Origin of the sequence: Comamonas fluminis, from assembly GCF_019186805.1 — a bacterium.
In the GTDB taxonomy this organism is placed as follows: domain Bacteria; phylum Pseudomonadota; class Gammaproteobacteria; order Burkholderiales; family Burkholderiaceae_C; genus Comamonas; species Comamonas fluminis.
On sequence record NZ_CP066783.1, the window covers coordinates 2643632 to 2667302 of the forward strand.

26 protein-coding genes, 1 pseudogene and 2 riboswitches are annotated in these 23671 nt (G+C 57.6%); of the genes and pseudogenes, 19 read left to right on the forward strand and 8 right to left on the reverse strand.

What is annotated here, in order from left to right; genetic code table 11:
- Positions 1-2: 2 nt before the first annotated feature.
- The 5 genes from terL to JDW18_RS12475 form a co-directional block, all read right to left on the reverse strand.
- Positions 3-1679 carry a phage terminase large subunit gene (gene terL / locus JDW18_RS12455; protein ID WP_218239772.1) on the reverse strand — a complete coding sequence of 559 codons (1677 nt, stop codon included), beginning with the start codon at positions 1677-1679 and terminating at the stop codon, positions 3-5.
- A gap of 97 nt (positions 1680-1776) precedes the next feature.
- Entirely contained in the window at positions 1777-2274 is a 498-nt protein-coding gene (locus tag JDW18_RS12460) for a DUF1804 family protein (RefSeq protein ID WP_218239773.1), read from the reverse strand.
- Positions 2274-2561 carry a hypothetical protein gene (locus tag JDW18_RS12465; protein ID WP_218239774.1) on the reverse strand — a complete coding sequence of 96 codons (288 nt, stop codon included), beginning with the start codon at positions 2559-2561 and terminating at the stop codon, positions 2274-2276. The genes JDW18_RS12460 and JDW18_RS12465 overlap by 1 nt, the downstream gene beginning before the upstream one ends.
- Positions 2562-2566: 5 nt before the next feature.
- Positions 2567-3109 carry a hypothetical protein gene (locus JDW18_RS12470; RefSeq protein WP_218239775.1) on the reverse strand — a complete coding sequence of 181 codons (543 nt, stop codon included), beginning with the start codon at positions 3107-3109 and terminating at the stop codon, positions 2567-2569.
- Positions 3106-3750, reverse strand: coding sequence for a lysozyme (locus tag JDW18_RS12475; protein WP_218239776.1), 645 nt, complete (start codon positions 3748-3750; stop codon positions 3106-3108). The genes JDW18_RS12470 and JDW18_RS12475 overlap by 4 nt, the downstream gene beginning before the upstream one ends.
- Before the next feature lie 161 nt (positions 3751-3911).
- On the opposite strand from JDW18_RS12475, the gene JDW18_RS12480 reads away from it, so the two are divergent.
- Positions 3912-4700 (forward strand): hypothetical protein, encoded by a 789-nt coding sequence (locus JDW18_RS12480; RefSeq protein ID WP_218239777.1) that lies wholly within the window; start codon positions 3912-3914, stop codon positions 4698-4700.
- Between the two features lie 65 nt (positions 4701-4765).
- Here the strand turns inward: JDW18_RS12480 and JDW18_RS12485 are convergent, their stop codons facing one another.
- Positions 4766-5257, reverse strand: a complete 492-nt coding sequence (locus JDW18_RS12485; protein WP_218239778.1) for a YbjQ family protein — start codon at positions 5255-5257, stop codon at positions 4766-4768.
- A gap of 161 nt (positions 5258-5418) precedes the next feature.
- Positions 5419-5901, reverse strand: a complete 483-nt coding sequence (locus JDW18_RS12490; protein WP_218239779.1) for a hypothetical protein — start codon at positions 5899-5901, stop codon at positions 5419-5421.
- 91 nt (positions 5902-5992) lie between these two features.
- Between JDW18_RS12490 and JDW18_RS12495 the strand changes: the two genes are divergently transcribed.
- From JDW18_RS12495 to JDW18_RS12560, 14 genes and pseudogenes are all read left to right on the forward strand, one after another.
- A complete protein-coding gene (locus tag JDW18_RS12495; protein WP_246609871.1) occupies positions 5993-6202 on the forward strand; it encodes a DNA-binding protein in 210 nt (69 codons plus the stop codon).
- A 22-nt stretch (positions 6203-6224) separates the two neighbouring features.
- Positions 6225-6785 (forward strand): helix-turn-helix domain-containing protein, encoded by a 561-nt coding sequence (locus JDW18_RS12500; protein WP_218239780.1) that lies wholly within the window; start codon positions 6225-6227, stop codon positions 6783-6785.
- Positions 6782-7366, forward strand: a complete 585-nt coding sequence (locus JDW18_RS12505; protein ID WP_218239781.1) for a KilA-N domain-containing protein — start codon at positions 6782-6784, stop codon at positions 7364-7366. Before JDW18_RS12500 ends, JDW18_RS12505 begins: the two co-directional genes overlap by 4 nt.
- An 11-nt stretch (positions 7367-7377) precedes the next feature.
- On the forward strand, positions 7378-9549 hold the full coding sequence (locus JDW18_RS12510) for a Mu transposase C-terminal domain-containing protein (protein WP_218239782.1): 2172 nt from the start codon (positions 7378-7380) through the stop codon (positions 9547-9549).
- Between the two features lie 63 nt (positions 9550-9612).
- On the forward strand, positions 9613-10353 hold the full coding sequence (locus JDW18_RS12515; RefSeq protein ID WP_218239783.1) for an AAA family ATPase: 741 nt from the start codon (positions 9613-9615) through the stop codon (positions 10351-10353).
- Positions 10350-10937 carry a hypothetical protein gene (locus tag JDW18_RS12520; RefSeq protein ID WP_218239784.1) on the forward strand — a complete coding sequence of 196 codons (588 nt, stop codon included), beginning with the start codon at positions 10350-10352 and terminating at the stop codon, positions 10935-10937. Before JDW18_RS12515 ends, JDW18_RS12520 begins: the two co-directional genes overlap by 4 nt.
- A complete protein-coding gene (locus JDW18_RS12525) occupies positions 10934-11395 on the forward strand; it encodes a hypothetical protein (protein ID WP_218239785.1) in 462 nt (153 codons plus the stop codon). The genes JDW18_RS12520 and JDW18_RS12525 overlap by 4 nt, the downstream gene beginning before the upstream one ends.
- A complete protein-coding gene (locus tag JDW18_RS12530; protein WP_218239786.1) occupies positions 11379-11624 on the forward strand; it encodes a hypothetical protein in 246 nt (81 codons plus the stop codon). Before JDW18_RS12525 ends, JDW18_RS12530 begins: the two co-directional genes overlap by 17 nt.
- A complete protein-coding gene (locus JDW18_RS12535) occupies positions 11617-11805 on the forward strand; it encodes a hypothetical protein (RefSeq protein WP_218239787.1) in 189 nt (62 codons plus the stop codon). Before JDW18_RS12530 ends, JDW18_RS12535 begins: the two co-directional genes overlap by 8 nt.
- A gap of 31 nt (positions 11806-11836) precedes the next feature.
- Complete coding sequence (locus JDW18_RS12540) at positions 11837-12466, forward strand: DUF3164 family protein (RefSeq protein WP_218239788.1); 630 nt, start codon at positions 11837-11839, stop codon at positions 12464-12466.
- A gap of 234 nt (positions 12467-12700) precedes the next feature.
- On the forward strand, positions 12701-13141 hold the full coding sequence (locus tag JDW18_RS12545; protein ID WP_218239789.1) for a regulatory protein GemA: 441 nt from the start codon (positions 12701-12703) through the stop codon (positions 13139-13141).
- Positions 13142-13172: 31 nt separating this feature from the next.
- Positions 13173-14323 (forward strand): IS3 family transposase gene (locus JDW18_RS12550; protein ID WP_218239616.1). Its coding sequence is split into 2 segments (ribosomal slippage): positions 13173-13419 and positions 13419-14323, totalling 1152 coding nucleotides; the frame shifts between segments, so codons are not numbered across the junction.
- Positions 14324-14474: 151 nt separating this feature from the next.
- Positions 14475-14702: pseudogene (locus JDW18_RS12555) on the forward strand (Mor transcription activator family protein); the annotation flags it as partial.
- A gap of 154 nt (positions 14703-14856) precedes the next feature.
- A complete protein-coding gene (locus JDW18_RS12560) occupies positions 14857-16083 on the forward strand; it encodes an IS256 family transposase (RefSeq protein WP_218239608.1) in 1227 nt (408 codons plus the stop codon).
- A 144-nt stretch (positions 16084-16227) separates the two neighbouring features.
- Here JDW18_RS12560 and JDW18_RS12565 read toward each other — a convergent pair whose 3' ends face one another.
- Complete coding sequence (locus JDW18_RS12565; protein ID WP_218239790.1) at positions 16228-17121, reverse strand: HNH endonuclease; 894 nt, start codon at positions 17119-17121, stop codon at positions 16228-16230.
- Positions 17122-17323: 202 nt separating this feature from the next.
- Between JDW18_RS12565 and JDW18_RS12570 the strand changes: the two genes are divergently transcribed.
- The 4 genes from JDW18_RS12570 to JDW18_RS12585 all read left to right on the forward strand — a co-directional run bounded on the left by JDW18_RS12570 (position 17324) and on the right by JDW18_RS12585 (position 23661).
- On the forward strand, positions 17324-17566 hold the full coding sequence (locus JDW18_RS12570; protein WP_218239791.1) for a hypothetical protein: 243 nt from the start codon (positions 17324-17326) through the stop codon (positions 17564-17566).
- 1164 nt (positions 17567-18730) lie between these two features.
- Positions 18731-18993, forward strand: a riboswitch (cobalamin riboswitch).
- Between the two features lie 208 nt (positions 18994-19201).
- A complete protein-coding gene (locus JDW18_RS12575) occupies positions 19202-20287 on the forward strand; it encodes a FecCD family ABC transporter permease (protein ID WP_218239792.1) in 1086 nt (361 codons plus the stop codon).
- A complete protein-coding gene (locus JDW18_RS12580) occupies positions 20251-21072 on the forward strand; it encodes an ABC transporter ATP-binding protein (RefSeq protein WP_218239793.1) in 822 nt (273 codons plus the stop codon). The genes JDW18_RS12575 and JDW18_RS12580 overlap by 37 nt, the downstream gene beginning before the upstream one ends.
- 49 nt (positions 21073-21121) lie before the next feature.
- Positions 21122-21385: riboswitch (cobalamin riboswitch) on the forward strand.
- A gap of 251 nt (positions 21386-21636) precedes the next feature.
- Positions 21637-23661, forward strand: a complete 2025-nt coding sequence (locus tag JDW18_RS12585) for a TonB-dependent receptor (protein ID WP_246609875.1) — start codon at positions 21637-21639, stop codon at positions 23659-23661.
- Positions 23662-23671 lie beyond the last annotated feature (10 nt).

Sequence of the window (23671 nt, forward strand, 5' to 3'; positions counted from 1 at the left end):
GGCTAATGGGCCTTTCTAAACATTCGCGCCGCCTGGCGCGCATAGCGCTCACGGGCGCTTTGTGCCTGGTGGTTATTGGTGTTACCGCCCTGCGCTGCAGCTGCAATGCCGCCCGTCACGCACAGCATGTACAGCATCTGCACCATGTCGGGACCGTCATCGTGGTCAGCCTTTGGGAAGTGGCGGAATTGGTCGACCAGCGTGGTCTGGCTGCTGTGCAGGCGGATCAGGCCGTTGTGCATATGAGGCTGCAGGCTCTCAATGCGCAGCAGCTTGTCAGTGGTGGGGATTAGCGCTCGTGCCGGTACCGGCACACCCAGCTTGGCGCTGCGCTTGACCAGTTCGGTGCGCAGAAATTCCTGGAACTGCACCGACTCGAAGCCCCAGACGATGCAGCAGTACTCCCGCTGCAGCTCGATGATGTCGCTGATGATCTTGTCGGGGACGCGCTTTTTGATCTTGGCCTCGACCACGTCCATCACGCCGGTCTCGCGGTTGTAGCCGCCAATGCCGATGGCACTGGGGTCACGGCTATTACCTGCACGGCCTAGGCTGGGGTCACAAGCTCCGTAGAAGATCCACTCCGCCAGGCGGTTCACCCAGAACTGGATGCTCTTGGCAAACGGCGCATCCTCTCCCGCCACCGGGTCGTTCTGCTGCTCGCTGTCGAAGGCATCGTGGCCTTCACGGGCACGGCGAATCATCAGTTTGACCAGGGGGCGCAGCGCTGGCCAGGACACTTGTGCGCCCAGCTCCATCTCTGCCTGGTGCTCTTTATATAGAGCCATGGCAGCAGCTTCGCCCTGCTGGGGCGTCTCGGCATTGAGTAGCAAGCCTTCAAACTGCTCCCACAGGTCCATGCGCTGCGGCCACTGAATGATGGCTTTAAAGACCTTGCGATTCCACAGCGGGTTCTTTAAAAAGCGGGCCAGCACACTGTCGTAGTGCAGCACGGTGCCAACCAGGATGGCATCCATGGAGTCGTCAGGCGGCCCCAGCGAGAGCACGCTCTTCGTCACAAACAACTGCAGCTTGTCGCGCTGGGCCGGGGTGTTGACGTTCTCGTCGTTCTCGATATCGTCGCAAATCGCCAGATCAGGACGGTGTGCACCGTGGCGGCGGCCCCGGATCTTCTTGCTGGAGCCAAACGCCTCCACCTTGCGGCCATGGGCTGTCACGATCACGCCCGCACGCCACACCCGTCCCTGGCCACTGGCCTCGGGGAAGTCACTGGCAATGCGCGGGTTGGCCTCCAGCTCGGCTTTGATGGCTTCCAGCATCTCGGCTGCCTGCTCGAAGGCGTCCATGACGATGATGGCGTACCACTTGGCTCCAATGACCAGGCACCAGCTCACAAAGCTCATGCTGATCTTGGTGGACTTGGCCTCGCCACGCGGGGCCGCAATAGCATCGCGCTGGCCTGCAGGCGTGTTGATGATCTCCGGCAAGCGCTTGTACAGGTACTTGTGCAGCTCGCTGGGCTCGGCACGGCCATAGTGCGGGAAGTAATTGCGGTCCCAGTACTCGAAGCCATTGACCGGGTCACACACCTTGCGGCGGCGCTCGGCAATGGCAGCAGGGTTGGTGTCCCAGCCGTCCAGGTTGGCGTCAATCTGCTTGCGCAGGTCATCGGCCAGAGACGTCAAACCCGCCAGAAAGTCTTTGCTGCTCTTAGCCATGGAGCATGCTCCCCACGCCGATGATCAGCACCAGTGCCTTGCCCCAATGGCCCTCAACCATCAGCCAGAGCGCTAAAAAAGTGATTGCAAACATGGCCTACCGCCCCTTCGACAGCTCTTCGCCAAAGGGCTCCAGCATCTCCACCAGGGCAGTCAAATGCTGCGGGAAGCGTTGCTGGGCAAAGGCGGCAAAACGCTGAATGATGTCCAGCTGCACGGCCTGGCGGTCCAGCTCGGGGTTCAGGCGCTTGAAGCTGGACATGGTCTTGTTGAAGCTGTCGCTCATGCTGGCCAGCGTCTCAGCCCGCTCACGCGGCCCCATCTTCTTGTCATCTCGCAGCAGGTTCATGGTCGCCTGGTGCTGTATGAGGTAATCCTCCAGCAGCTTGGCCGAGAGGTTTTTGAAGTTCTCGTCGCCCATGGCCACCGCAGCGCGGGCCGTCTCCCAGTCATCGCCCTGGTCTGCGGCTTCCTGCTTCCAGCGGTTGGCCGTGCTACGGGGCACGCCCAGCTTTTTACAGGCAGCTTCCATGGCCATGCGCTGAAACACATACAGGCCACGTAGCTGGGTGCGTTTTTCTTTTCCGTGTGCCATCAGTTCCCCAGGCCACCGCCACGAAAATAGGTTCTGATGCCTTCCACAACCAAGGCCGTGCCCACAGCCACAGCACCACCAGACAGAGCACCAGCGACAGCGGCCTTCTTCTCAACCTCACGCAAGCGCTCGTCCAGGCCGTTGTAGTGCTCCTCCATGCGCTGCTCCATCCGATCCATACGGCGGTTTTGCAGGTCTTGCCCATCCTTGAGGGACTGGACCATGCCGTGGATCTGACCGAGCAGCAGCAGCTCTTGTTGGCGTCCGTTGTTGTTTTCTTCGCTCATGACGTTTAGGGGTTGTTGGCAAACAGAACGGCCCGGCAGGACGCATAGGCCGCATTGATCGTTTCTGCCTCGGCTATCACTTCTCCAAGGCGGCGGGAATTGCTTTCAGGAAGTAGCCCGTAGGCTTGGGTTGTGTCTGCTGCACCAGCAGTGGTGGGGGTGGCCTGGTCACCTGCGGAGCCACCACTACCTGCCCCACAGGTGGTGGTGCTGGCGACGATGCGCACCCGTACAGGGCGCTGCTCAAGCTCACCAGTAAGGCGAGCGATTTCTTGGACGGCCTGGTCATCGGCTTTTTCCTGCTGTTGATAAACCTGATCGAGCTGCGCCTGGGCCGCGTTGCGCTCAAGGGTCAGTCGCGCCAGTTCTGCTGTGGCTGTTCGGTTTTGCGCAGCCACGCTTGCCTGCAGCTGCTGCAGCTCATTGGCAACTACCTGGGCTTTCTGCTGGAAATGCTTGATGCCGAACAACGCCATGACCAATGCAAATAGAAGCACTAACAGCAGCGCCAGCATCCAGTTGATAAGAGAGTCGCGAGGGTCCTTCATGGCTGAGCCTTCCAGATGCCGGTGGCAAAGTCATAGTTGGCGCGCAACAGCGCCACGCCCTTCAGGCAGGTGGTACGCTCGTTTAAACGGCGGTTGTAGAGGCCCTGAACAAAGCGGTATTCCCACTCCCCTTTGGCATTGCGCCTGCCTGTTTTGACATAGCTCCAGACAGGTGTACCGCTGGGCGCATGGGCCAAGGCATCGCAGGCCTCCTCATAGCGTTTGGCGTTGAGCAGGCCCATGGCGCGGCTTGCGCATGTCGACGGCTCGCCGTTGTTATGCCCGTGGCTAGAGAAGGCATCCAGAATGAGCTGAACTACCGGCACCTTGATGCAGTCCAGCACCTTGGCCTGGCCTTTGGCCAAGACCTGGCTGCCCACCGTCATGCATTGCGCATCAGACCAGAAATCGCCCAGCACTACCGGCACAGGGCTGGCATGCTTGGTCAGGCCCACGCAGGCCGTTGGCAAACCAGCTGCCAGCGAGTCTGCATAGACCACATTCTTGAATTGCGGCGTGCCATCGCGCTTGGCAGGGCCGTCCTCATAACCTGAGATATAGGAGACATAGGCACCGCCTCCCAGCACCAGCGGGATGCCAAAGCGCAGAACCGTCTTACCGAAGGAAAGTGTGTTTGCCATAGCCCCGACTTTGGTGGGGCAGGCAGAAACAAAAAAGGCCCGCTTATGCTGGCCTGAGAGAGGGGAAATGGGTAATTACGGTATCACGTGACGATCAGCATCGTCAATTCACTTCTATGATTCAACCCTTCTCAAGCCCATAGCTCACTCACTTTTCAAGAATGACAATAGAAACCTATCGAAAATATCGACGCATCCTAAAAAACACCGAGTACAAAGGGAAGCTAGTCCCCTATGACTGGGGTCGCTTACCGCCAAAGCTCTACTTTGCTTGGATGCCTTATAGCCAGATGTTTGACGAATTCTCTCGCGAACTTGCAAACTCCTTGAATGCGCTAACAGGCTACACACATCAGTTGGCTGCATGGCGCGACCTGTTAGAGCCAATGAATCAACAGCAAAAAATAGACGTAGCTGTTGAATTCGTTACCCCTTTGGCAACAGTAGCACTCAATATGCCTTATGCAATCAAGTCTCGTTTTATTTTCGCTGCAGCACACCTATCTCACCAAGCAAATAAAACTAAGCAAACAGGTACTTGGAAAGATGACCTTCCTATGGATGGAGAAATTTGGTTTGATTCTGCAGATTTTTATGGCAAGCCCTGGAAGCGATACAACGCATTAAAACGAAAAATTGAACGTATAGGAGCTAAAGATTACACCCAAGCCACCAATGACTTCAGAAATTCATACAACCACAGATTTTCACCAAGAATTGTTATTGGTGTATCAAATTTTGTAAATCGAAAAGTTGATAAGACTACCAGCCAAGTGTCATACGGTTTCGGATACTCACCCGCTCTGACACTTTCGATAATTGTTGAAGCTCTAGAGAAGCAGTGCGATCTGATGTATCAAGCATTCCTTGCATTCCAAGAATTGGTGAGAGAACAAGAAGCTGAGATCATTACTAAAAATACAGAATATCTCGCAATCATTGAAAAATAATCAGCCAGTTTTTCAAAATTTATTTAATAAAATTAATATTTTCCCAGCAGACATGATTTTTACCATCAACGATTAATCTGAGTCAATTTAACCGCAGTGCCGGTGGCCACCACAAACACCATTGACTTCCCTCCCCCTGAAAACTCATTGAAATCAAGTTTCACTCCAACAATGCCATCAGCCCCCAGCGCAAAGGCTTCCGCTCGCAGCTCGGCCATGGCCTGCCTTCTTGCCTCGCGCAACACCTTTTGGGTTGAGCCACTTCGGCCACCCACCACATCCGTGACGCTCGCATAAAAATCTTTGAGAAGATTCATGCCAAATGCACATTCTGCGGAAACGACATCAATAGCTTTTGCAATCGTGAAGCCAGGCAGCATGGGGGTTGTTGTCACAGGCATCTGAGCCGCTGCTTGCGCATGAAACTCGACAGGAATGGCATGTGCAGGGATACCAGACCAGTCACCTGAAGTTCTGGCCCTCACGACGCGCATTTTTAAAGCAGCTGCATCATCGAATCTTGAATAAATCAGCCCACATGCTGGGCACGTATCCAAGGGTTCTCCTGTGGCATTCAAATTCAGATGACCGCACTTCGGACAAGATCGCTCCATCGCTCCCCCCTCAATAACTCAGTTCAGTGCTGCCCAGCTCATCTATTTCCTCTCAGTATGTCCGGGGTGTCGCAGGACTTGTATACAACGAGATGAGCTAGAGGCTAAATATCCTCAATTTTCTTCTTGTCTTTGCTGGCAGCGCCGACAGGTGGCAACCGAAATGCCGCCTCGCCTGAGTGCAAGCCGCGCACAAAGTCATCGGACAGCGATTCGCCAGCCAGCGCCGCTTCCACATCTTTGATCTGTTGCACAAAGGCTGCCTGCAATTGTTCTGCATGGGGCTGATTACGCATCAGCGTCTGCACCATCACCTCCAGCGACGCAATCTTGCCCATCAAGTAATCGTCACGGCCCTGCGCCGTCATGGGCTGTGCCGCGCGACCCGTCAGCACGTATTCCACATTGATCTTCAGATCGGGACGCTTCGCCGCCAGAGCGTATAGCTCGACCTCCGGAAAGTTTTCCCGCTTCTTTCGGCCCGCCCAAGATTGAGCAGACAGACCAAGCGCTGAGGCGATTTCCTTGTCTTGAGTCGTATGCAGTTGCTGCTTTAGTCGCAGCGTGGCTTCTTCAAAAAAATTCACGGGCACTCCTTGACGAATCAACGAACGTGAATTAGATTAACGTACATTGATTAAATTCACATATGTTAATTTCAACGAAAGGAGCCACAACGTGACCCCCATCCAAGCCAAGGCCCAAGAGCTCAAGGCGCATTTCGCCGATCAAGGCATTCCCGTGTCGCAGTGGGCCGATCAAAACGGCTACCGCCGCTCTGACGTCTACCGCGTGCTTAACGGTTTCACCGCATGTAAGCGCGGGCTACCTCACGAAATTGCCGTGAAGCTGGGCCTTAAGCCTGATCCCTCCAAGAACCTCGCTTGAAACCCATCTCCATCAACTGATCGTGAATTTTGCCATGACAACTTGTCTAAACACCTCGCACCACTTCACGCCGACTTTTGACGGCGTAGGGAAGGGAATGAAAGGCAAACCCACTGCTATCGGTGCAATGGGAATGATTGCACTGAAGCAAGCTGTGCTCGCAATTGCTGCATTCGATTTGCAAGTTTTGTCAGCTAAATCTTTGCGACAAAGTCCTCCCTTGATCTCTAAGCAAATGCACCCGGAAGAGATCAAAGCTGCAATGCGCATCGCAGGAACAACACCCGCCATGCTGTGTGATGAGTTGCAAGTTGCAGCGTCCTCCGTTTCCCAAACGATCAGCGGCCATATCAAGAGCAAGCGCATTCAAACGCGCATTGCAGAAATCATCGGCAAGCCCATTGAGTGGATCTGGCCCAACCAAGTAGTACTGCGCCGCTCTCGCGCCCAGATTGAGTCTCAGCGTCAAACCGTTTCCGCCCGCCAGCAGCGCACCACGAGCACCAGCGCCACAGCGATGACCAGAGTGCCTTCGCGCAAGTCTGGCGGGCACCCATCTCACAAAGAAGGTGGTGCTGTATGAGCGCAATCACCATCTTTAGCACCGGTATTCGTCAAGACTCCGAGGGTCGTTTTTGCCTCAACGACCTTCATCGGGCATCAGGCGGCTTTCGAAAGCATGGTCCGGCACTCTGGCTAGCAAACTTGCAAGCCCAACAGCTTGTTGAAGAAATCGCAAAAGACCGGACCGATACAGGAAACCCTGTATCGGTCATCCGAGGCGGCAATCAACAAGGCACATACGCCTGCCGAGAACTCGTCTACGCCTACGCCATGTGGATCAGCGCCAAGTTTCATCTGGCCGTAATTCGGGCTTTTGACGCCATGCAAATGCAGCGTCTTCGCCAAGCTGTGTTGCATCAGCCGCAACCCAACTACATGGGTGAAGCATGGTTTGCCATCCTGCGTCATCAGGCAGGCTGCACCATGCATCGGGCTTTGGCGCGTGCTCTGCAGATTCATGAGTCCACATTGAGCCAAGTGCTCAATGGCTCGGGTTACTACGGCGACGGTCGTTGCTCTACAGACCGCATTGCACGCCGTGTGATGCGGGTTTTCTGTGCCAAGCAGCGCGTCCATCCTCGCCAGTTGAGTCTGGTCTGAGGAGCAGGCTTATGTGGCTCACCTCCAAGCATCTGGCGGGTCTTGATGGCTTGCCTTCTTCTGAAAAAGGTACTCGCTTCTGGCTGCAACGCCATGGCATACCTAGCCGTCCACGCAATGCCAGTGGAGGCGGCCTTGAATACGACTGCTCGAAGCTGCCTGATGCCGCTCGTGCAGCCTTGAGCGCAAGAACGATTACAGAAGCTGGCTCTAAAGCTCTGGCCGTTGTTGACACACCCGCTGTGCGCAGCTTTCTGCCAGTCGCCGCACCTGTAGCCCCTACCACCCATATTCCCAGCCAGGCAGAAAAAGACCTCGCTGACGCTCGCATTCGTCTGGTCCACCTGGTGCAGGATCTGATGCCCATGCATGGCCTGCGCGGCGCATGCACATTGCTGGCCGCTCGCATCATTACTGGCGAGGCAGGCGAAGAGATTCGTAAGACTGCCCGCCAAGCCAACCAACGCGCACGCGGCAATGAGGTCAGTGCTCGCTCATTGGAGCGCTGGTTTGGCATGCACCGCGAGGGTGGTTGGAATGCATTACTGCCCACCGCTCCACAAGCCAAGGCACCTGAAGTTGCAGACGATGTGGCTGCAGTGTTGGGCCTGTTCCATAGCCGCGACCACCGCTTTCGCAAACTGAGCGGCGCGGCGCAGGAGGTCACGCGCATGCTGGGCCGCGACTTCGACGATTGGCACAGCCTGTACCACCGCGCCCGTCGCGTGCTGGACAAGATCGGCCAATCTGCTGAAGCCAGCGTGGCGCTGATCAAGTCCCGCCACACTGGCGCACAGCGCGATGCCAAGCTGCCATTCAAGCGCCGCGACACATCCATGCTGGACTTTGGTGACGTGTTCGTCATCGACGGTCACACCTTTAAAGCCAAGGTTCGTCACCCCGACCACGGCGCACCGTTTGCGCCTGAACTGACAGCTGTGCTGGATGCGGCCACCCGCCTGATCGTCGGCTGGTCGGTCAATCTGTCCGAGAACGTGATTGCGGTGGGCGATGCCCTGCGACACGCAGTAGGTCAGTACGGTGTGCCTGCCATTCTTTACGGCGACAACGGCGCGGGCGAAACAGCCAAGGCGATGGACTGCCCTATTGATGGCATCTGCGCCCGCCTAGGCATTGACCACCGACTGGGCTTGCCAGGCAAGCCCCAGGGCCACGGGATTATTGAGCGTAGCTGGCAGACCCATGCCATCAACGCGGCACGCAAGTTCGGCAGCTTCCAAGGTGGCGATGTGGATGCAGGCTCCTTCCGCAAGGTGGCAGCAGTTCTGGCCAAAGAGCAGCGTGCTATTAGGCGTGCCGAGCAGACCGGCGAGGTGATCCAGCTTTCCCCAAAGGCACCGACTTGGCAGCAGTTCGTAGACGGCATCGAAGTGATGGTCCACGAATACAACACGCAGCACCGCCATCGCGGCCTGCCCAAGCGCGCCGATGGCAAGCACATGACGCCGATGGAAGCGCTGGAGGCCCGTGCTAATCCGTCCGAGCTGGTCATGCTCAATCAGATAGAGCTGCGCACGCTGTTTATGCCTGCGGTGATTCGCACAGCCAAACGTGGTCAGGTGCAGTTCTTCAACCAGTTCTACCAGGCTCCCGAACTGATGCGCCGCGATATCGATGGCCGCGAGGTCAGCGTGCGCTACGACATCCACAACCCGAACTACGTGTTGGTTTACACGCTGGGCGGTGAGTTTGTCTGCGAGGCGCAGTGGGATGCCAACCGCATCGACTACTTCCCCAAGGCCGTCATTCAGATGGCCCGCGAGAAGCGCGTCAGCCAAGCCGTCAAGCGCCGCGAGCTGCAGATCGACACCGCATTGCGCGAACTGGGTCCCACCGTGGACACCGCCCCCCTTTCCCTGCCGGAGCCAAGCACCCCATTCGTGATGGAGCCCTCCACCGTGGAGACAACTGTCTCCGCCATCAACTCTCCCTCCGCGGAAGTGGCTGCGCAAGCAGCTGCTGGCAGGCCTTTCTTTAACGGACCGAGCGATCGCTACGAGTGGCTGATGCGCAACCAGGACCAATGGACCGAAGCCGACAGCACTTGGCTTCGCAAATACACAACTTCAGAGAGCTATGCAGATCTGCGTGATTACTACGAAGGACGGGGCTTGGGATGGAAAGACGAGGGGGAAGCCCCCGCTTTTAAGAGTGCTCTGTGATGGCTGCAACCACCACAGAGCGTGCCAGAGATTTTTAAGAACTACGAGCAGGAGAACTGTACTGTGAAACGAGGCTTTGTCAAAACTGAAAACTTTAAACGCCTGGCTGAAGCCCAGAAGATGGTGGAGCAGCGCGGCGCCCGCGAAGCCAGCCTGGTGCTGGTCCAAGGTCACTACGGCATCGGCAAGTCCGAACTGACGGAGCGCTGGGCTGCGGATAGCGGCTGGGTGTTTGTGCGTGCCAAGAGCACCTGGACCAAGCGCGCCATGCTGGACGAACTGGCAGAGCGCATGGGCCTGGCCAAAACCGGGCGAAACACCGAGGTGCAATCTCGCATCATCGGCAAGCTCGCTGTCGAGATGGTCCCCATGATCATCGATGAGGCCGACTTTCTGGTGGGCTCAACCGCCAGCCTGCTGGAGCTGATCCGCGACATCACCGACCTGACCGGCACCATGTGCTTCTTGGTCGGCATGGAGCACTTCCCTATGAAGGTTGCCCGGTTCGGCCACATTGCCAGCCGTGTGGCCAAGGTAGTGGAGCTGAAACCGATATCGCTGGCGGACGTCAAGGCTACGGTCGCCGCGAAAGCCGAGATCCAGATTGCTGACGAGGTGCTGCCTGAAATGCTGCGCCAAGCAGAGGGCCGCATGCGCCTGCTGCTCAATGCCATCGCCAATATCGAAGCCTGGGCAGATGCCAACGGCTGGGACAAGGTGACCTTGGATCACATCAAGGGCCGTCCGCTTTGCCCTGAATTCACCGGCAAACAACTGGGCCGCAAACATGGAGGTGCTCAATGAAGCCCTTCGGATGGTTCATGCCTGCCACCTTGATTGCTCTGGGTCGCTTCACTGCCCATGCTTCGCTGCCGTTCACGGTCACCGAACTGCAGAAGATTGTTCCTGAGCTGGCCGAGCGCTCTGATGCACGCCTTGCCTGCCAACTGCTGGAGCAGCGCAAGCTGGTGATGGCCTGCACAGAGCAACGCAACACTTGGGAGCTGACCAGTGCAGGCCTTGCAACCTGCAAGGCAGCAATGAATGTCTCCCTGGTCGAGGGCAAATGCAAACCTGCACTCATTCGGGTGAATAAAAGCACTTCACCCTCTGCTGCAGACCAGCTTGCCCCGCGCCTGTGGGCCTTGCTACGCATTCGCAAAGTGCTGACCAGTCTGGATGCCGTGCAAGTGCTGGCTGACGCTGGAGATAACACCACGTACCTTCAGGCCGTCATCAATCGCCTGCTCCGTGCCTGGCGTGAGGCCCGCCCTGATGCCTTGGAAATCAGCAAGAAGCGCGCAAACGGCTCGCTTCGCTACGTGCTCAAGCTGGACATCGGCCCGCAGCCACCTGCACTGGCAAAAGCGAAAAAGGAGGCCGCATGAAGCCCAGCTACATGCAGCAGCCTTGGTTCGCCTTGCTGCAAGAACGTACACAGCGCCCCCGCACGGTGCGTGCAGACCTGGCTCGCCAGCTTGGCATCAGCGCTGCGGCGCTGAGTCAGGTTCTCAACGCGAGCGGTTGCTACGGCAATGGCAAGGCGAGCACAGCTCACATTGCTGAAAAGGTCATCCACACGTTTGGCCGCTATGCATGCCCACACCTGACTGCCGAGGCTGCAGGTGACGACCAGGTCATCACCGCTGAGCAGTGCCGTGCATTTGCGCATCGTGATGCTCCGACCTCAAGCCCCCGCGAAATGCAGCACTGGCAGGCCTGCCGTCAATGCAAGCACCGCGAGGCGAGTGCCCCGCCAGTCCCTCGTGCTCTGCAACCCAGAGGTAGCCGCAAGGTCATCCCCATCACCACGGCGCAGGAGGACAGCAATGCATCACCTCTGTAAAGACGGCCAGCTGCCACTGGTGATCCAGCTGGCACTGCCCATGTCTGAGGCCGACTACCAGCGCCCGCCGCTGGGCTGGATCAAGCGCCGCGCCAAACGACTGATGCGGGCTTACCACATCGACCGCCGCTATGCGATTGCCTGCGCCGCCGACGACTACTCCGATTTCACCCTCATGCACCGCGAACGCCTCTCTCAATTACTCAAAGGAGAACACCTGAATGCCTAAGCCTACTCAGCCTCAACCGCGCCCTCTGCCCACATGGGCCATCGAGCATGCCAGCACAGCGCCCATCTCCTTGCGCGAAAAGCTGGCTCTGACCCTCTTCATCTTCGTACTGCTGATGGCCCTGGGCTTTTTGATTGCAGCCATCACCGGCTACGTGGAAATGCGCTCCGTATTTCCTTGAACCACCACCCATCCTCCATCAGAAAGAACGTATGAATCAGCAAGCCTCACTTCCAGAGATTCCCGCTGGCTATTGGGAAAACGCCAAGGGTGACCTGGTCCCCGAAACCAAGGTCTCCGATATCGACAAGCTGCGCGACCAATTGGTGCGAGACCTTTGCGCCCACGCCGAAGCCAAGAGCAAGGATCTGGCCAAGTTCAAGCTGGACTCCATGGGCGACGTCACAGCTTTTGTGGAAACCAGTGTTGAGCAATACGGGGTCAAGGTTCGCGGCACCAAAGGCAACTTCACGCTCATGACGTTTGACGGCAAGTTGAAGGTGGTGCGCCAGATGCAGGACCAAATCACCTTTGGCGAGCAGCTCCAGGCCGCCAAGTCCTTGATCGACCAATGCGTGACGCGCTGGGCCGAAGGAGCCAATGACAACATCAAAGTTCTTGTCTCCGATGCCTTCCAGGTCGACAAGCAAGGCCTGATCAACACAGGCCGCGTGCTGGGCCTGCGCCGCCTGGACATCAAGGACGAAGACTGGCAGACGGCCATGAAAGCCATCTCGGACAGCATCCAGGTTGCCAGCACCAAACCCTATATCCGCTTCTACAAGCGCGACGAAACTACCGGCGCTTATGACGCTATCAACCTGGACCTGGCTGCCGTATGACGACTACTCGCTTTGCATCTACCGCCGATGTCGCTCACTCCGTCTGTACCAGCGAGGGAGCTCATTCACTGCCATTGGTGCAGACCACCAAGATCGTCGACTTCGCGCTGCGCACGGTCATCGGACTGAACTGCCAGCACGGCAACACCTTGGACATCAATCTTGGCAACGGGCATGTCTTGAGCTGCAGCATCAAGAAGGCCATCGGCCCAACAGACCTTTAAAGGAGGCAACATGACCCGCTTTGTTGCTCACACCTCATCTTTTGCAGTAAAAGATCAGCGCCGTCGCGAGCTGGGCCACATCCATCAGGGTCGCTCGGCTCTGGGCTGGACGGAAGATGACTACCGTTTCCACCTAGTTGAAATCACGGGCATGACCAGCTCTGCAGATCTAGACGTAGCGGGTCGTGCCAAGGTGCTGGCTCACATGGCCAAGTTGGGCTTTCAGCCCAAGTCCAGCAACTTCAAGCCTTTTGGTCAGCCCGAGAAGATCAAATGGCTCTGGAAAAAGCTGGATGAAGCTGGCGGCCTGCGCGACGGTAGTCCTTCCGCCCTGCTCACCTTCGTGAGCCGAACCATCGGCGCTGAGGTGTCGGATGTGAAGTTTCTGCCCACCGCCCAGGCAAGCACGGTCATTGAAGTGAATCGCCCCGGGTTTTCTAGACACTTCTGAGCCTCAATCCCGAGGCCCAATAGGAGGTGCCATGAGTAAGCCTAAATATCCAGACGAATTCAAGATCGAAGCCATCAAGCAGATCACACAACGAGGCCACAAGGTCGCTGACGTGTCACAGCGCCTTGGCGTTAGTCAACATAGCCTGTATCAGTGGCTGAAGACGCATTCAGGGCCTCCCGCAGAGCGACAAGCTCAACTTACGCAGACAGAAGAGTTGCGCAGACTAAAGTCCGAGCTCAAGCGTGTGACCGAGGAGCGTGACATCCTAAAAAAGGCCGCAGCGTACTTTGCCAAGCAGCTCGGGTGAAGTACGCATTTATTCAGAAACATGAGCACGAATACAGCATTCGTAGCATGTGCAAAGTCATGGTGGTACATCCCAGCGGGTATTACGCTTGGAAAGCTGAACCCGTCAGCCCACGGGCTCGGGATGATCTGCGACTGCAAGGTTTGCTCAAACAAGCCTGGCTTGAAAGTGGTGGTGTGTACGGCTACCGCAAGCTCACACTGGACATGCGGGATCTGGGAGAGCGCTGCGGTAAACACCGCGTGGCCCGTTTGCTCAAGCTCCAAGGGCTGCGTTCGCAAACGGGATACCGGCGCCGCCCTGGGATGCGCGGAGGCAAGCCCGCCATAGTTGCCCCTAACCACCTGCAGCGCCGCTTCGCTGTGGATGAGCCCAATCAATCGTGGGTGACCGACATCACGTACATCCGCACTCACGAGGGATGGCTGTACCTGGCAGTGGTGGTTGATCTGTTCTCCCGTCTGGTCGTGGGCTGGTCCATGGGCAGCCGCATCGATACCGACTTGGTACTCGATGCACTACTGATGGCTCTGTGGCGTCGTCGACCTGATCAGGCGGTCATGGTGCATTCGGATCAGGGAAGTCAGTTCACCGGGCATGACTGGCAGGACTTCCTACGAGATCACAACCTAGTCTCCAGCATGAGTCGCCGCGGTAACTGTCATGACAACGCAGTGGCCGAGAGCTTCTTCCAGTTGCTCAAGCGCGAGCGAATTCGTCGCCAGATCTACACGTCGCGCGAGGACGCAAGGGCAGATATCTTCAACTACATCGAGATGTTCTACAACCCAAAAAGGCGTCACGGCACTGCAGGAGATATTTCTCCGATAGAGTTCGAGAAACGCCATTCCCAACGGCTTAAAAGTGTCTAGGGAATCCGGGGCGATTCAAAGCGCTCAAATCCATGCTCGACCGAGCCAAGCATCAGGCACAGGTGAAATGACCCAGACTTTCACCGTCCCCATCGACCTGCTGCCTCCGCTCCTGCAAGAGTTTGAGCGTCTCGTGGGCCTGCAAGCCACCATGGCGCTGGTTCAGAAATGGGGCGGACTGCGGGTGTACTTTCCGACGATAGAGCGAGTCACCGAAGATCATCCTTATGCAGTAGTGATTGGCATAGATGCGCTTTTAAAGCTGGCAGAGGAATATGGTGGTCTGCCTCATTTCCAGCTGCCCAAAGCGGAAAGAGCGCTACAGGCCGTGCGCAATGCACGGATTGCGGCAGAGTATGCGACGAACAAGACAGCGCGGGAGATTGCAGCCGAATATGCGCTCACAGAGGGGCAAGTAGTTCGCATCGTGGCAAGCATGGGAGTGACAGCTCCACCTGATCGCAGAGGGTGTGCAGAATTTTGTGTAAACGGACAATCCACCGCCGGCGCAAGCCGGCCTATCCGTAAGCACAATGAGCACCAAGAAACACGACGTACCCGAAGAACTGCTGTCTGGCCTGCTGGCCAACTACAAGAAACCCGAAGACCTCATCGGCGAGAACGGCCTGCTCAAACAGTTGACCAAGCTGCTGGTGGAGCGAGCCCTGGACGCCGAACTGACCGAGCATCTGGGCCACGAACGCAACGAAGCGGTAGCCAACACCACTGGCAACACCCGCAATGGCAAGAGCAAGAAGACCCTCAAGGGCGATTTCGGCGAGTTGCCCATCGAGGTGCCACGTGACCGCCATGGCAGCTTCGAGCCCCAACTCATCCCCAAGCACCAGACCCGCTGGGCCGGCTTCGACGACAAAATCATCTCGCTGTACGCCCGCGGCATGACGGTGCGCGAGATACAGGCCCACCTAGAGGAGATGTACGGCACCGAGGTCTCGCCCAGCCTGATTTCCTCGGTGACCGACGCCGTGGCCGATGAGGTCAAGACCTGGCAAGCCCGCCCGCTCGATGCAATCTACCCCATCGTCTATCTGGACTGCATCCATGTGAAGGTGCGCGAGGGCGCTGTGCGGGTCAAGGCGGTGTACCTGGCCATCGGCATCACCATGACGGGCGAGAAGGAGGTGCTGGGCCTGTGGCTGGCGCAGACCGAGGGGGCCAAATTCTGGCTGCAGGTCGTGACCGAGCTGCGCAACCGGGGCGTGCATGACATCTTCATCGCCTGCGTCGATGGCCTCAAGGGCTTCCCTGAAGCCATTGAGGCCGTGTTTCCCAGGACAGTGGTTCAGTTGTGCATCGTGCACATGGTGCGCCACAGCCTGAACTACGTCTCGTGGAAGCGTCGCAAAGAAGTGGCCGCAGACCTGAGACGCATCTACACGGCCGCCACCGCCGAGGAGGCCGAGCTGATGCTCGGTGAATTCGAGCAGCGCTGGGATGCCGAGTACCTGCCCATCGGCCAGTCCTGGCGCAGGAACTGGAGCCGCTTGACCCCGTTCTTTGACTACCCGCCGGAAATCCGCAAGGTCATCTACACCACCAATGCCATCGAGTCGGTGAACATGGGCCTGAGGAAGCTGACCAAGAACCGGGGCTCGTTCCCCAGCGACGAGGCGCTGACCAAGCTGTTCTACCTGGCCCTGCGCAACATCAGCCAGAAGTGGACCATGCCCATCCGGGATTGGAAGGCTGCGCTGACCCGCTTTACCATTCAGTTCGGAGACCGCATTTCCATCAATTGAAGTCCGAACCGTTTACACAAAAATTCGGACACGCCCTGATCGCAGGCAGCGAGTACTTTTCTAAACTTCCAGCAATGCAAAAACGCCCAACCATTTCCGGTTGGGCGTTTTACTTTCAGCAAAGCTGCGCCAGTTGTGGAGAGCTCACTCCCCGCTTGACTCCAAGATCGTCCATGCGCATCGTTCTTCATGGTAACGAAGCGAAGCCTCTGCTGGCATGTTTTGCTGGGATTTCGGTGGTCGCAAACGACGACCTTCATAAACTCCGTATTCCGAGCCCTTGAGTTCATCGCAAAGATGAACGGTGTGGGCTTTCGGTTCAATTCTGAACATGTGCAAATCGAACAGCTTGTGTAAATCAGCTCTCAAAAGTAAGCCATTCGTGACATCGTTCGTATGCATCCCACGGTACGGCACGATATGAGCCGCTTCTAGCAGCGACTCCACGTTACAGCCCGTGATGACGCATGCACCGGAGTACTCATCGAGTAAGGCGCGCCGAAACTTGGGCTGCCCCTCTCTTTGCACTAGGACCGCCATAACTCGACGTCGAGCATCCTCGCTTGGATCAAACATTCCCTCGGACGCCACATTTACCCGCGCCGCATCTAATTCGATGGAGTCAGGAAGAGCAATCCGTCTAGGGCGCAATTTTCCTTCTCCGACCTCAGCAAGCTCCCAAACGCCATGTATAGCAGGCTCATACCCTGTGAATCGAACACCGCGCCCTTCGCCAATTCGCACGAGCCTGTCGTACTTATTTCCAGAATCGGTCCTTCTTGTTTTAGTGTTTACTCCATGATTGCCCCGCGAGTTGCAATTAACGGAAAGCACCGACAGATCAGGACCTAGATTCTTTAAAGCAAAGTCGGGAATTCGCTGGACGATGTAATCGCCAACCTCCGTTGAAGAGACTGGTCGCCCCATACCAAGCACAGCATCGAGAACAATTTCCCATGTGGGCTTCAGTCCATAGCGATATAGCCTGGGGGCTTTCGCCTTTGTGATTTCCGATGGCATCGCCAGACCCGCTTTCATTTTTCACCGCACACAATTTTATGCGCCAAGCATAGATCACTACCTCATTGGCTATGCGAACGAGAGCTATGAAGCAAGTTGACGGTCAACTATCAGCCATGAGCTGACATTGCGATAAGTGCAGATTACTGTGACCTATGCGGTTTTTGACTGGGCACATCGCTTCAGCTAAGCTCTAGAAAAACCAAACTAGGGACACAAAATGAGCGACTGGGACTTTCTGCACGACATGCATAACGAGGGCTACTCAGCCGCCGATATTTCAGATGCTGCGGCTGTTGGATATGCGCCTGGCTACGGCCCACAAGATGATGAGGCGGGAATGGACCCAGAGTTAGAGCATCAGCTGAACCTTGCAGCCTTAGACAGCTTAGAAAATCTAATGAAGACTGGACGCCTCACAGAGGCACAGTATCTCGAATGCAAAAAGGCAATCCTCAAGTGAAAGAAGGTGCTTCAGAGCGCCTTTTTTGCTGCATAAGATAAGCAGGATTTATCAGCAGTTGAATGACTGAAGAGGGTCAAGCTGCGACAGCCGCAACCGGCCAATGTGCACTCATCGACCAACCTCAAAGCCGGGGGCATTCCCAACTGGGTTCGAGTCTTGAAGAACTATTCGAGCATCAGATCCAACCAGTCGAGCACCTCGCCATTGGGAAGGTGACAAGACACTTCCTTCGATTCGATCTTTAGAGTCCCACCCATACGAGCACAGTCCGCTCGATCATGATCGATTTCAGTCATCCGAGGTGTTGGGCTTGCACACGCTACGAGAATAAAAACTACGGCTATGGTCATCAGCTTGTTCATAAGCGGTTTTTCCCTCAATGCTGCCTTTAGGCTTTTGGCGGATTCAAGAGTGGAGTGCTGAAAGCTGTCCCGGTACACGGATAGTGGTGATCGTACCCTGAAGCCCTTTGCGTGGCCGGTTGTTGATCTTTAAGTAGCTACATGATGCCTTGTCAACTTCCGCTTGGGGTCGATTTACGACAGTCACGGTGCGTTCACAGCATATGACTGGCGGTAGTGTCTCTGCCGAATACAGCCTTACCGAAGGCAAGTGCTCAGGATTGTGGCCAGCTTGGGGTGAGCACCCCACCTGAGCGAAGGCAGCGAGCCCTTTTTTAAAGCCTCACAGCCGTTCTTTTAAAACGCCCATCCTTCATCAGGTTGGGCGTTTTTCTTTGCAATGCGCCTTTAAATTCTCAATCTTCCACTTCCAACCTCCCACGAAGTCGGAAGTTTTGAGAATTGAGGGCCATCCGACTATGTGTTTGATTTTTATAGATATTCTGAGGTTGGAAGCAAAGCAGCTTCCGACCTCGGAACTTCCGACCTTGAAGCAGCGGCACGACTCCTGGCTACGCAGGCAAACATCCCCCTAAGCGCCCGATTACACAAGGGAAACCGGAAATCCCATGCCCAGCACCGTTTAGTGCGCTAACGGCCCACTCTGGCCGTTTTGTGCCCCTGGTCGGCCCATTCTGTGCCAAAGCCACCGAGTGACTCTGCAGACCCCACATCGCCCGCAAACCCGCGTTATCATTGGGCCAGGGCAGAATGGGTGTCGTGCAGGTTATGTGCCAAAGTGGTCACCTCCCCACTAGTCTGCCCTGCCCCAGCAACAGGTGCCCGATGTCCATTCGGGTTAAACGGGAACAGGGTGCAAAACCCTGGCTGCCCCCGCAACGGTAAGCAGATCAACACCGCTTCTGGGCTTTTGCAATATATGCAAAAAGCCAGCCACTGGCGTTCTACGTGGCCTCGTCATCGAGGTGCGCGGCAGCGCCGGGAAGGTGAAGCAGTGGGCATGGGGCCTCGCGCCCCAAGCCATTTGCCAGCCCGGATACCGGCCTGTTATTTGCAACACCGGCCTGCGGGGAGCAGCGTGATGGCAACAGGCTATGCCGCGCTTTCACCGCACGCGCACCCTCCCGCCTGATCTCATCGCCTGCATGCAAGCCGCCTGCTTTGACAAGATAGCGATGAGATTTCCCACACGGCCTTTGATCTTCCACCCTGCCCTTACACAGCAAGGCGATAGCCCGGCATCTGGCCTGACCAGCGTTCTACGGCTCTCATGACGGCGCCTTCGACTCAAGCCTTCACCCGGCAGCGTCATCAGCTGAAACTGTGGCTGTTTGCACTGACGGCCGTGCTGCTGCTGTCTCTGACGCTGGCCATTACGCTGGGGCCGGTGCGCATTGGGCCCACTCAAGCATGGCAAATCACCGCGCATGAACTGGCGCAGCGCCTGGGCATGGAAACCCAGCCTGCCAGCTGGAGCACGGCCCAGTATCAGATTGTCTGGCGCGTTCGCCTGCCGCGTGTGCTGCTGGCGGCCATGACTGGCGCCGGCCTTGCCCTGGTGGGTGTAGCCATGCAGGCCATGGTTCGCAACCCGCTGGCTGACCCCTACCTGCTGGGCGTTTCATCGGGAGCATCAGTGGGCGCCGTCAGTGTGCTGGCCTTTGGCACACTGGCATTTGCGGGGGAACTGGCCTTACCACTGGGCGCTTTTGGCGGCGCACTGGCAGCCTGCACAGCGGTGTATTTTCTCGCCCATACCAATGGACGATTGCAGGCCTCGCGATTGATTCTGGGTGGCGTCGCCATTGCCTACTGTCTTGGTGGCGTCACCAGCCTGATCATTCTGACAGCCAACCAGCGTGAGCTGGCGAACTCCGTGCTGACCTGGACTCTGGGCAGTCTGGCCGGAACCCGCTGGAAAGAGCTGGGGCTGCCTGCTGCCCTGCTGCTGGCAGGAATTGCGCTGCTGCTGGCGCAGGCGCGTTCGCTCAATGCATTGCTGTCTGGCGAAGAAACTGCAGCCACTCTGGGTGTGGACACCACACGCACCCGGCGCTGGCTGTTTTTGCTCGTCTCGATGGTGACGGGAGTTCTTGTTGCGCTGACAGGCCCCATCGGCTTTGTGGGCCTGATCGTGCCGCATATCACCCGCATGCTGGTGGGCGCCGAGCACCGGCGGGTACTACCTGTCGCAGCGCTGACAGGTGCCATCTTCCTGGTCTGGGTCGATGTGTTTTCCCGCATCAGCTTTGCCCCTGCCGAAGTGCCCGTTGGCGTCATCACGTCGCTGCTGGGCGGGCCCTTCTTTGTCTGGATGCTATGCCGCAAGAGCGCCCGGGAAAGGATCAGCCTGTGAACGGCCAACACTACTTGCTGGAAGCCCGGCAACTGCACTGGCAAGCTGCAGCCACCCATATCGTCAAAGACATCAGTCTGCATATTCAGCGCGGCGAATTGGTCGGCCTGCTGGGGCCCAATGGCAGCGGCAAATCCACCTTGCTGCGCATGATCTACCGCATCCTCAAGCCTTCCAGTGGCACGGTCTGCATGCAAGAGCAAGACGTCTGGCAGCGCAGTGCCCGCGACAATGCCCGCGCCATGGCTGTGCTGGCGCAAGAGAACACCGGTGAGTTTGATCTGCGCGTCTGTGATGTGGTGCTCATGGGGCGCACCCCCCGTCAAAGCGCTTTTTCTCGCGACAGTGAAGAGGACTTGCGCATCGTCACTCAGTCTCTGGCACAGGTGCACGCCCAGGCGCTGACCGAGCGCATGTTCTCCACCCTCTCAGGCGGTGAAAAGCAGCGAGTGCTGATGGCCAGAGCACTGGCGCAGCAAGCCCAATTGCTGGTGCTGGACGAGCCCACCAATCACCTGGATGTACGCCACCAGTTCGAGCTGATGAACCTGATACGCAGCCTGGGCCTGACCACACTGGCTGCACTGCATGAGCTGCCGCTGGCCGCCCATTACTGCGACCGCCTTTATCTGCTCAAGGATGGCGCGCTGGCTGCACAGGGCACGCCCGCCGAGGTGCTGACGCCGCAGATCATTGCCCAGGTCTATGGCGTGCAGGCGCAGGTGCGCATCAACGAGCGCAGCGGCAAGCCTCTGATTGAGTTCATGCCGGACCAATTGCTCTGAATAACGCTTGAAAGCGCCCAAGGACTGCTAAACTCTTGCGGCGCCTTGATGGCGCTTCGTTTCGGAAGGTGCTTGCTCTTAAAACAGCGAGTGAAACGGGAACAAGGTCTGATCTCTCGATCAGGAAGCCTTGGCTGCCCCCGCAACGGTAAGCAGGAACACACAGCTCACGCAAGTCGCAGCAGCGCTTGCAGCCACTGGAGATGATTCGGCCCTCGCTACGCGAGGTTTCGAGTTTTTCGGGAAGGCGAGATGTGCATTCAGCAATGAATGGCCTGTGAGCCCGGAGACCGGCCTGCCGATGACTCAACTCCGCCCCATGGGCGGTTTTCACGACAACTGTCTGCGGGGTGCGGATAGCGGCCATTTGGTGGATGCGGTCATGCCTGTCAAAGGCAGACAGTTCTGCGGCACAGCTATCCCTTCAGGCAGTTTCGACCTCCTGATATGTGCTTTCATCCACAAAACTCTGTTTCTCTTCACTCCTCCCTTCACTCCAAGCATCAGTTGCGCCATCTTGGCAGCACCGCGTTAAAACTGCTGTTGCTCTGCCCGACAGTCAGCATGGCCCAGCAGGCTCTGCCCGAAGTCACGGTGCAGGAAAAACGCCAGCCTGCCCATGAGCTGCAGACCAGCCAGCCAGCCACCTCTGCCTCGCATGTGAACGTACCCGTGCTGGACCTGCCTGCCAGCGTCAGTGGCGTGTCGTCGCAGCAAATCGAAGAGCGCGCCGATTACAGCGTCTCTGACGCTGTCACCCGCACCGTGGGCCTGAGCGCTTCGGGCGCACCGGGCAATGGCGGCCTGTCTTTTTCCAGCCGTGGCTTCAATGGTGTGAACTCCATTGGCGTTGCCGAGGACGGCATTACCCTGGGAGTGGCAGCAGGCACCATCAACTACCCCGGCGACAGCTGGGGCTATGAACGCATAGAAGTGCTGCGTGGCCCCGCATCGCTGATGTATGGCAGCGGCACCATGGGCGCCACGTTGAATGCCATTCGCAAACAGCCCAGCCGGGAGCGTTCCTCCGAAGTGCTGCTAGGCGCTGGCGGCAACGGCAAGGTCTACAGCGGCATTGGCACCACCGGTGCGCTGGGCGAGACCGTGAGCTACCGCATCGACGCCTATGGTGAACGCAGCGACGGAGAACGAGACTTGGGCAAATCCAGCAGCGGCAAGCTGATGAGCGCATTGCGCTGGACGCCGCGCAGCGACGTGACCGTGGACCTGAGTGCCGACATCAGCCGCCAAAAGCCCGAGCGCTACTTTGGCAGCCCCGTGGTTGACGGACAGATCGTCAAGGAACTGCGCCACAAGAATTACAACGTACTGGATGCCATTGACGAGTTCAAGGACCAGCGCTTTCGCGCCAAGGCGCAATGGCAGGCCAGCGATGCATTGACGCTGCGCAACGAAATCTATCACTTCAAGTCTGACCGCCACTGGAGAAATATCGAGGGCTATGACTACAACCCCTCCACAGCGCAGGTGGACCGCTACGACTATCTTGAAATCAGCCACGATGTGCAGCAGACGGGCAACCGCATGGGTCTGGACCTCAAGGCCGGAGCACATCAGATTGCCATGGGCTGGGATATTTCAAACGCCAAGTTCAGCAATATGAGCAACTCCCCCTACACCGGGGAGTCCACTGTCTCTGCCTTCCAGCCACAAAATGGCTACTGGGACAGCCCAGACGCCTTCCTGCCACGCATGAGCTCCAGCATTCGCCAGAACGCGCTGTACCTGGAAGATGCCTGGAAAATCAACGAGCAATGGCTGCTGATGGCTGGTCTGCGCCGCGACTGGTATGACTTCTCGCGCACAGATATCCAGACTGGCGCCGGTTTCGACAAGCCTCTGAACGGCACTTCCTGGCGCCTCGGGCTGACCCACAAATTCAGCGCCCTCAGCAGCGCCTATGTACAGACCAGCACCGGTCATGACCCTGTGACCAGCCTGTTGTCCATTGCCCAGTCGCAATCGGGCTTCAGCCTCAGCAAAGGCCGCCAGGTCGAGGTCGGCTACAAGCAGCAGTTGGCCGATGGCCGTGGCGAATGGACAGTGGCGGCCTACCGCATCGTCAAGGATGACATCATCACCCGCGACCCGGAGCGCCCTTCTCTGTCTGTTCAGGGTGGCCAGCAGTCTTCCCGGGGGCTGGAGCTGACAGGTCTTGTTCACGCCAGCAAGGCGCTGCGCTTTGAAGGCAATCTGTCCTATGTCGATGCGCAGTTTGACCGCCTGCTCGAAGGCAGCAAGGGCATCAACCGCGCTGGTAACCGCCCCAGCAATGTGCCGCGCGTCACCGCCAACCTCTGGGGCCACTACCGCACCGGCCCATGGCAAGCGTCGCTGGGTGTGCGCTATGTTGGCGATCGCTATGCAGACAATGCCAACACCACCCGCCTGCCTTCCTATGTGGTCACAGACGCTGCACTGAGCTGGGATGTCAACCCGCGCACCACGCTGCGTCTGGTGGGGCGCAACCTGACCAACCGCATCTACGCCACCGCAGCCCAAAGCAGCACCCAGTGGCTGCTGGGTCGCGGGCGCAGCGTGGAGCTTTCGGCGCTGATGCGCTTCTGATGGCATTGAG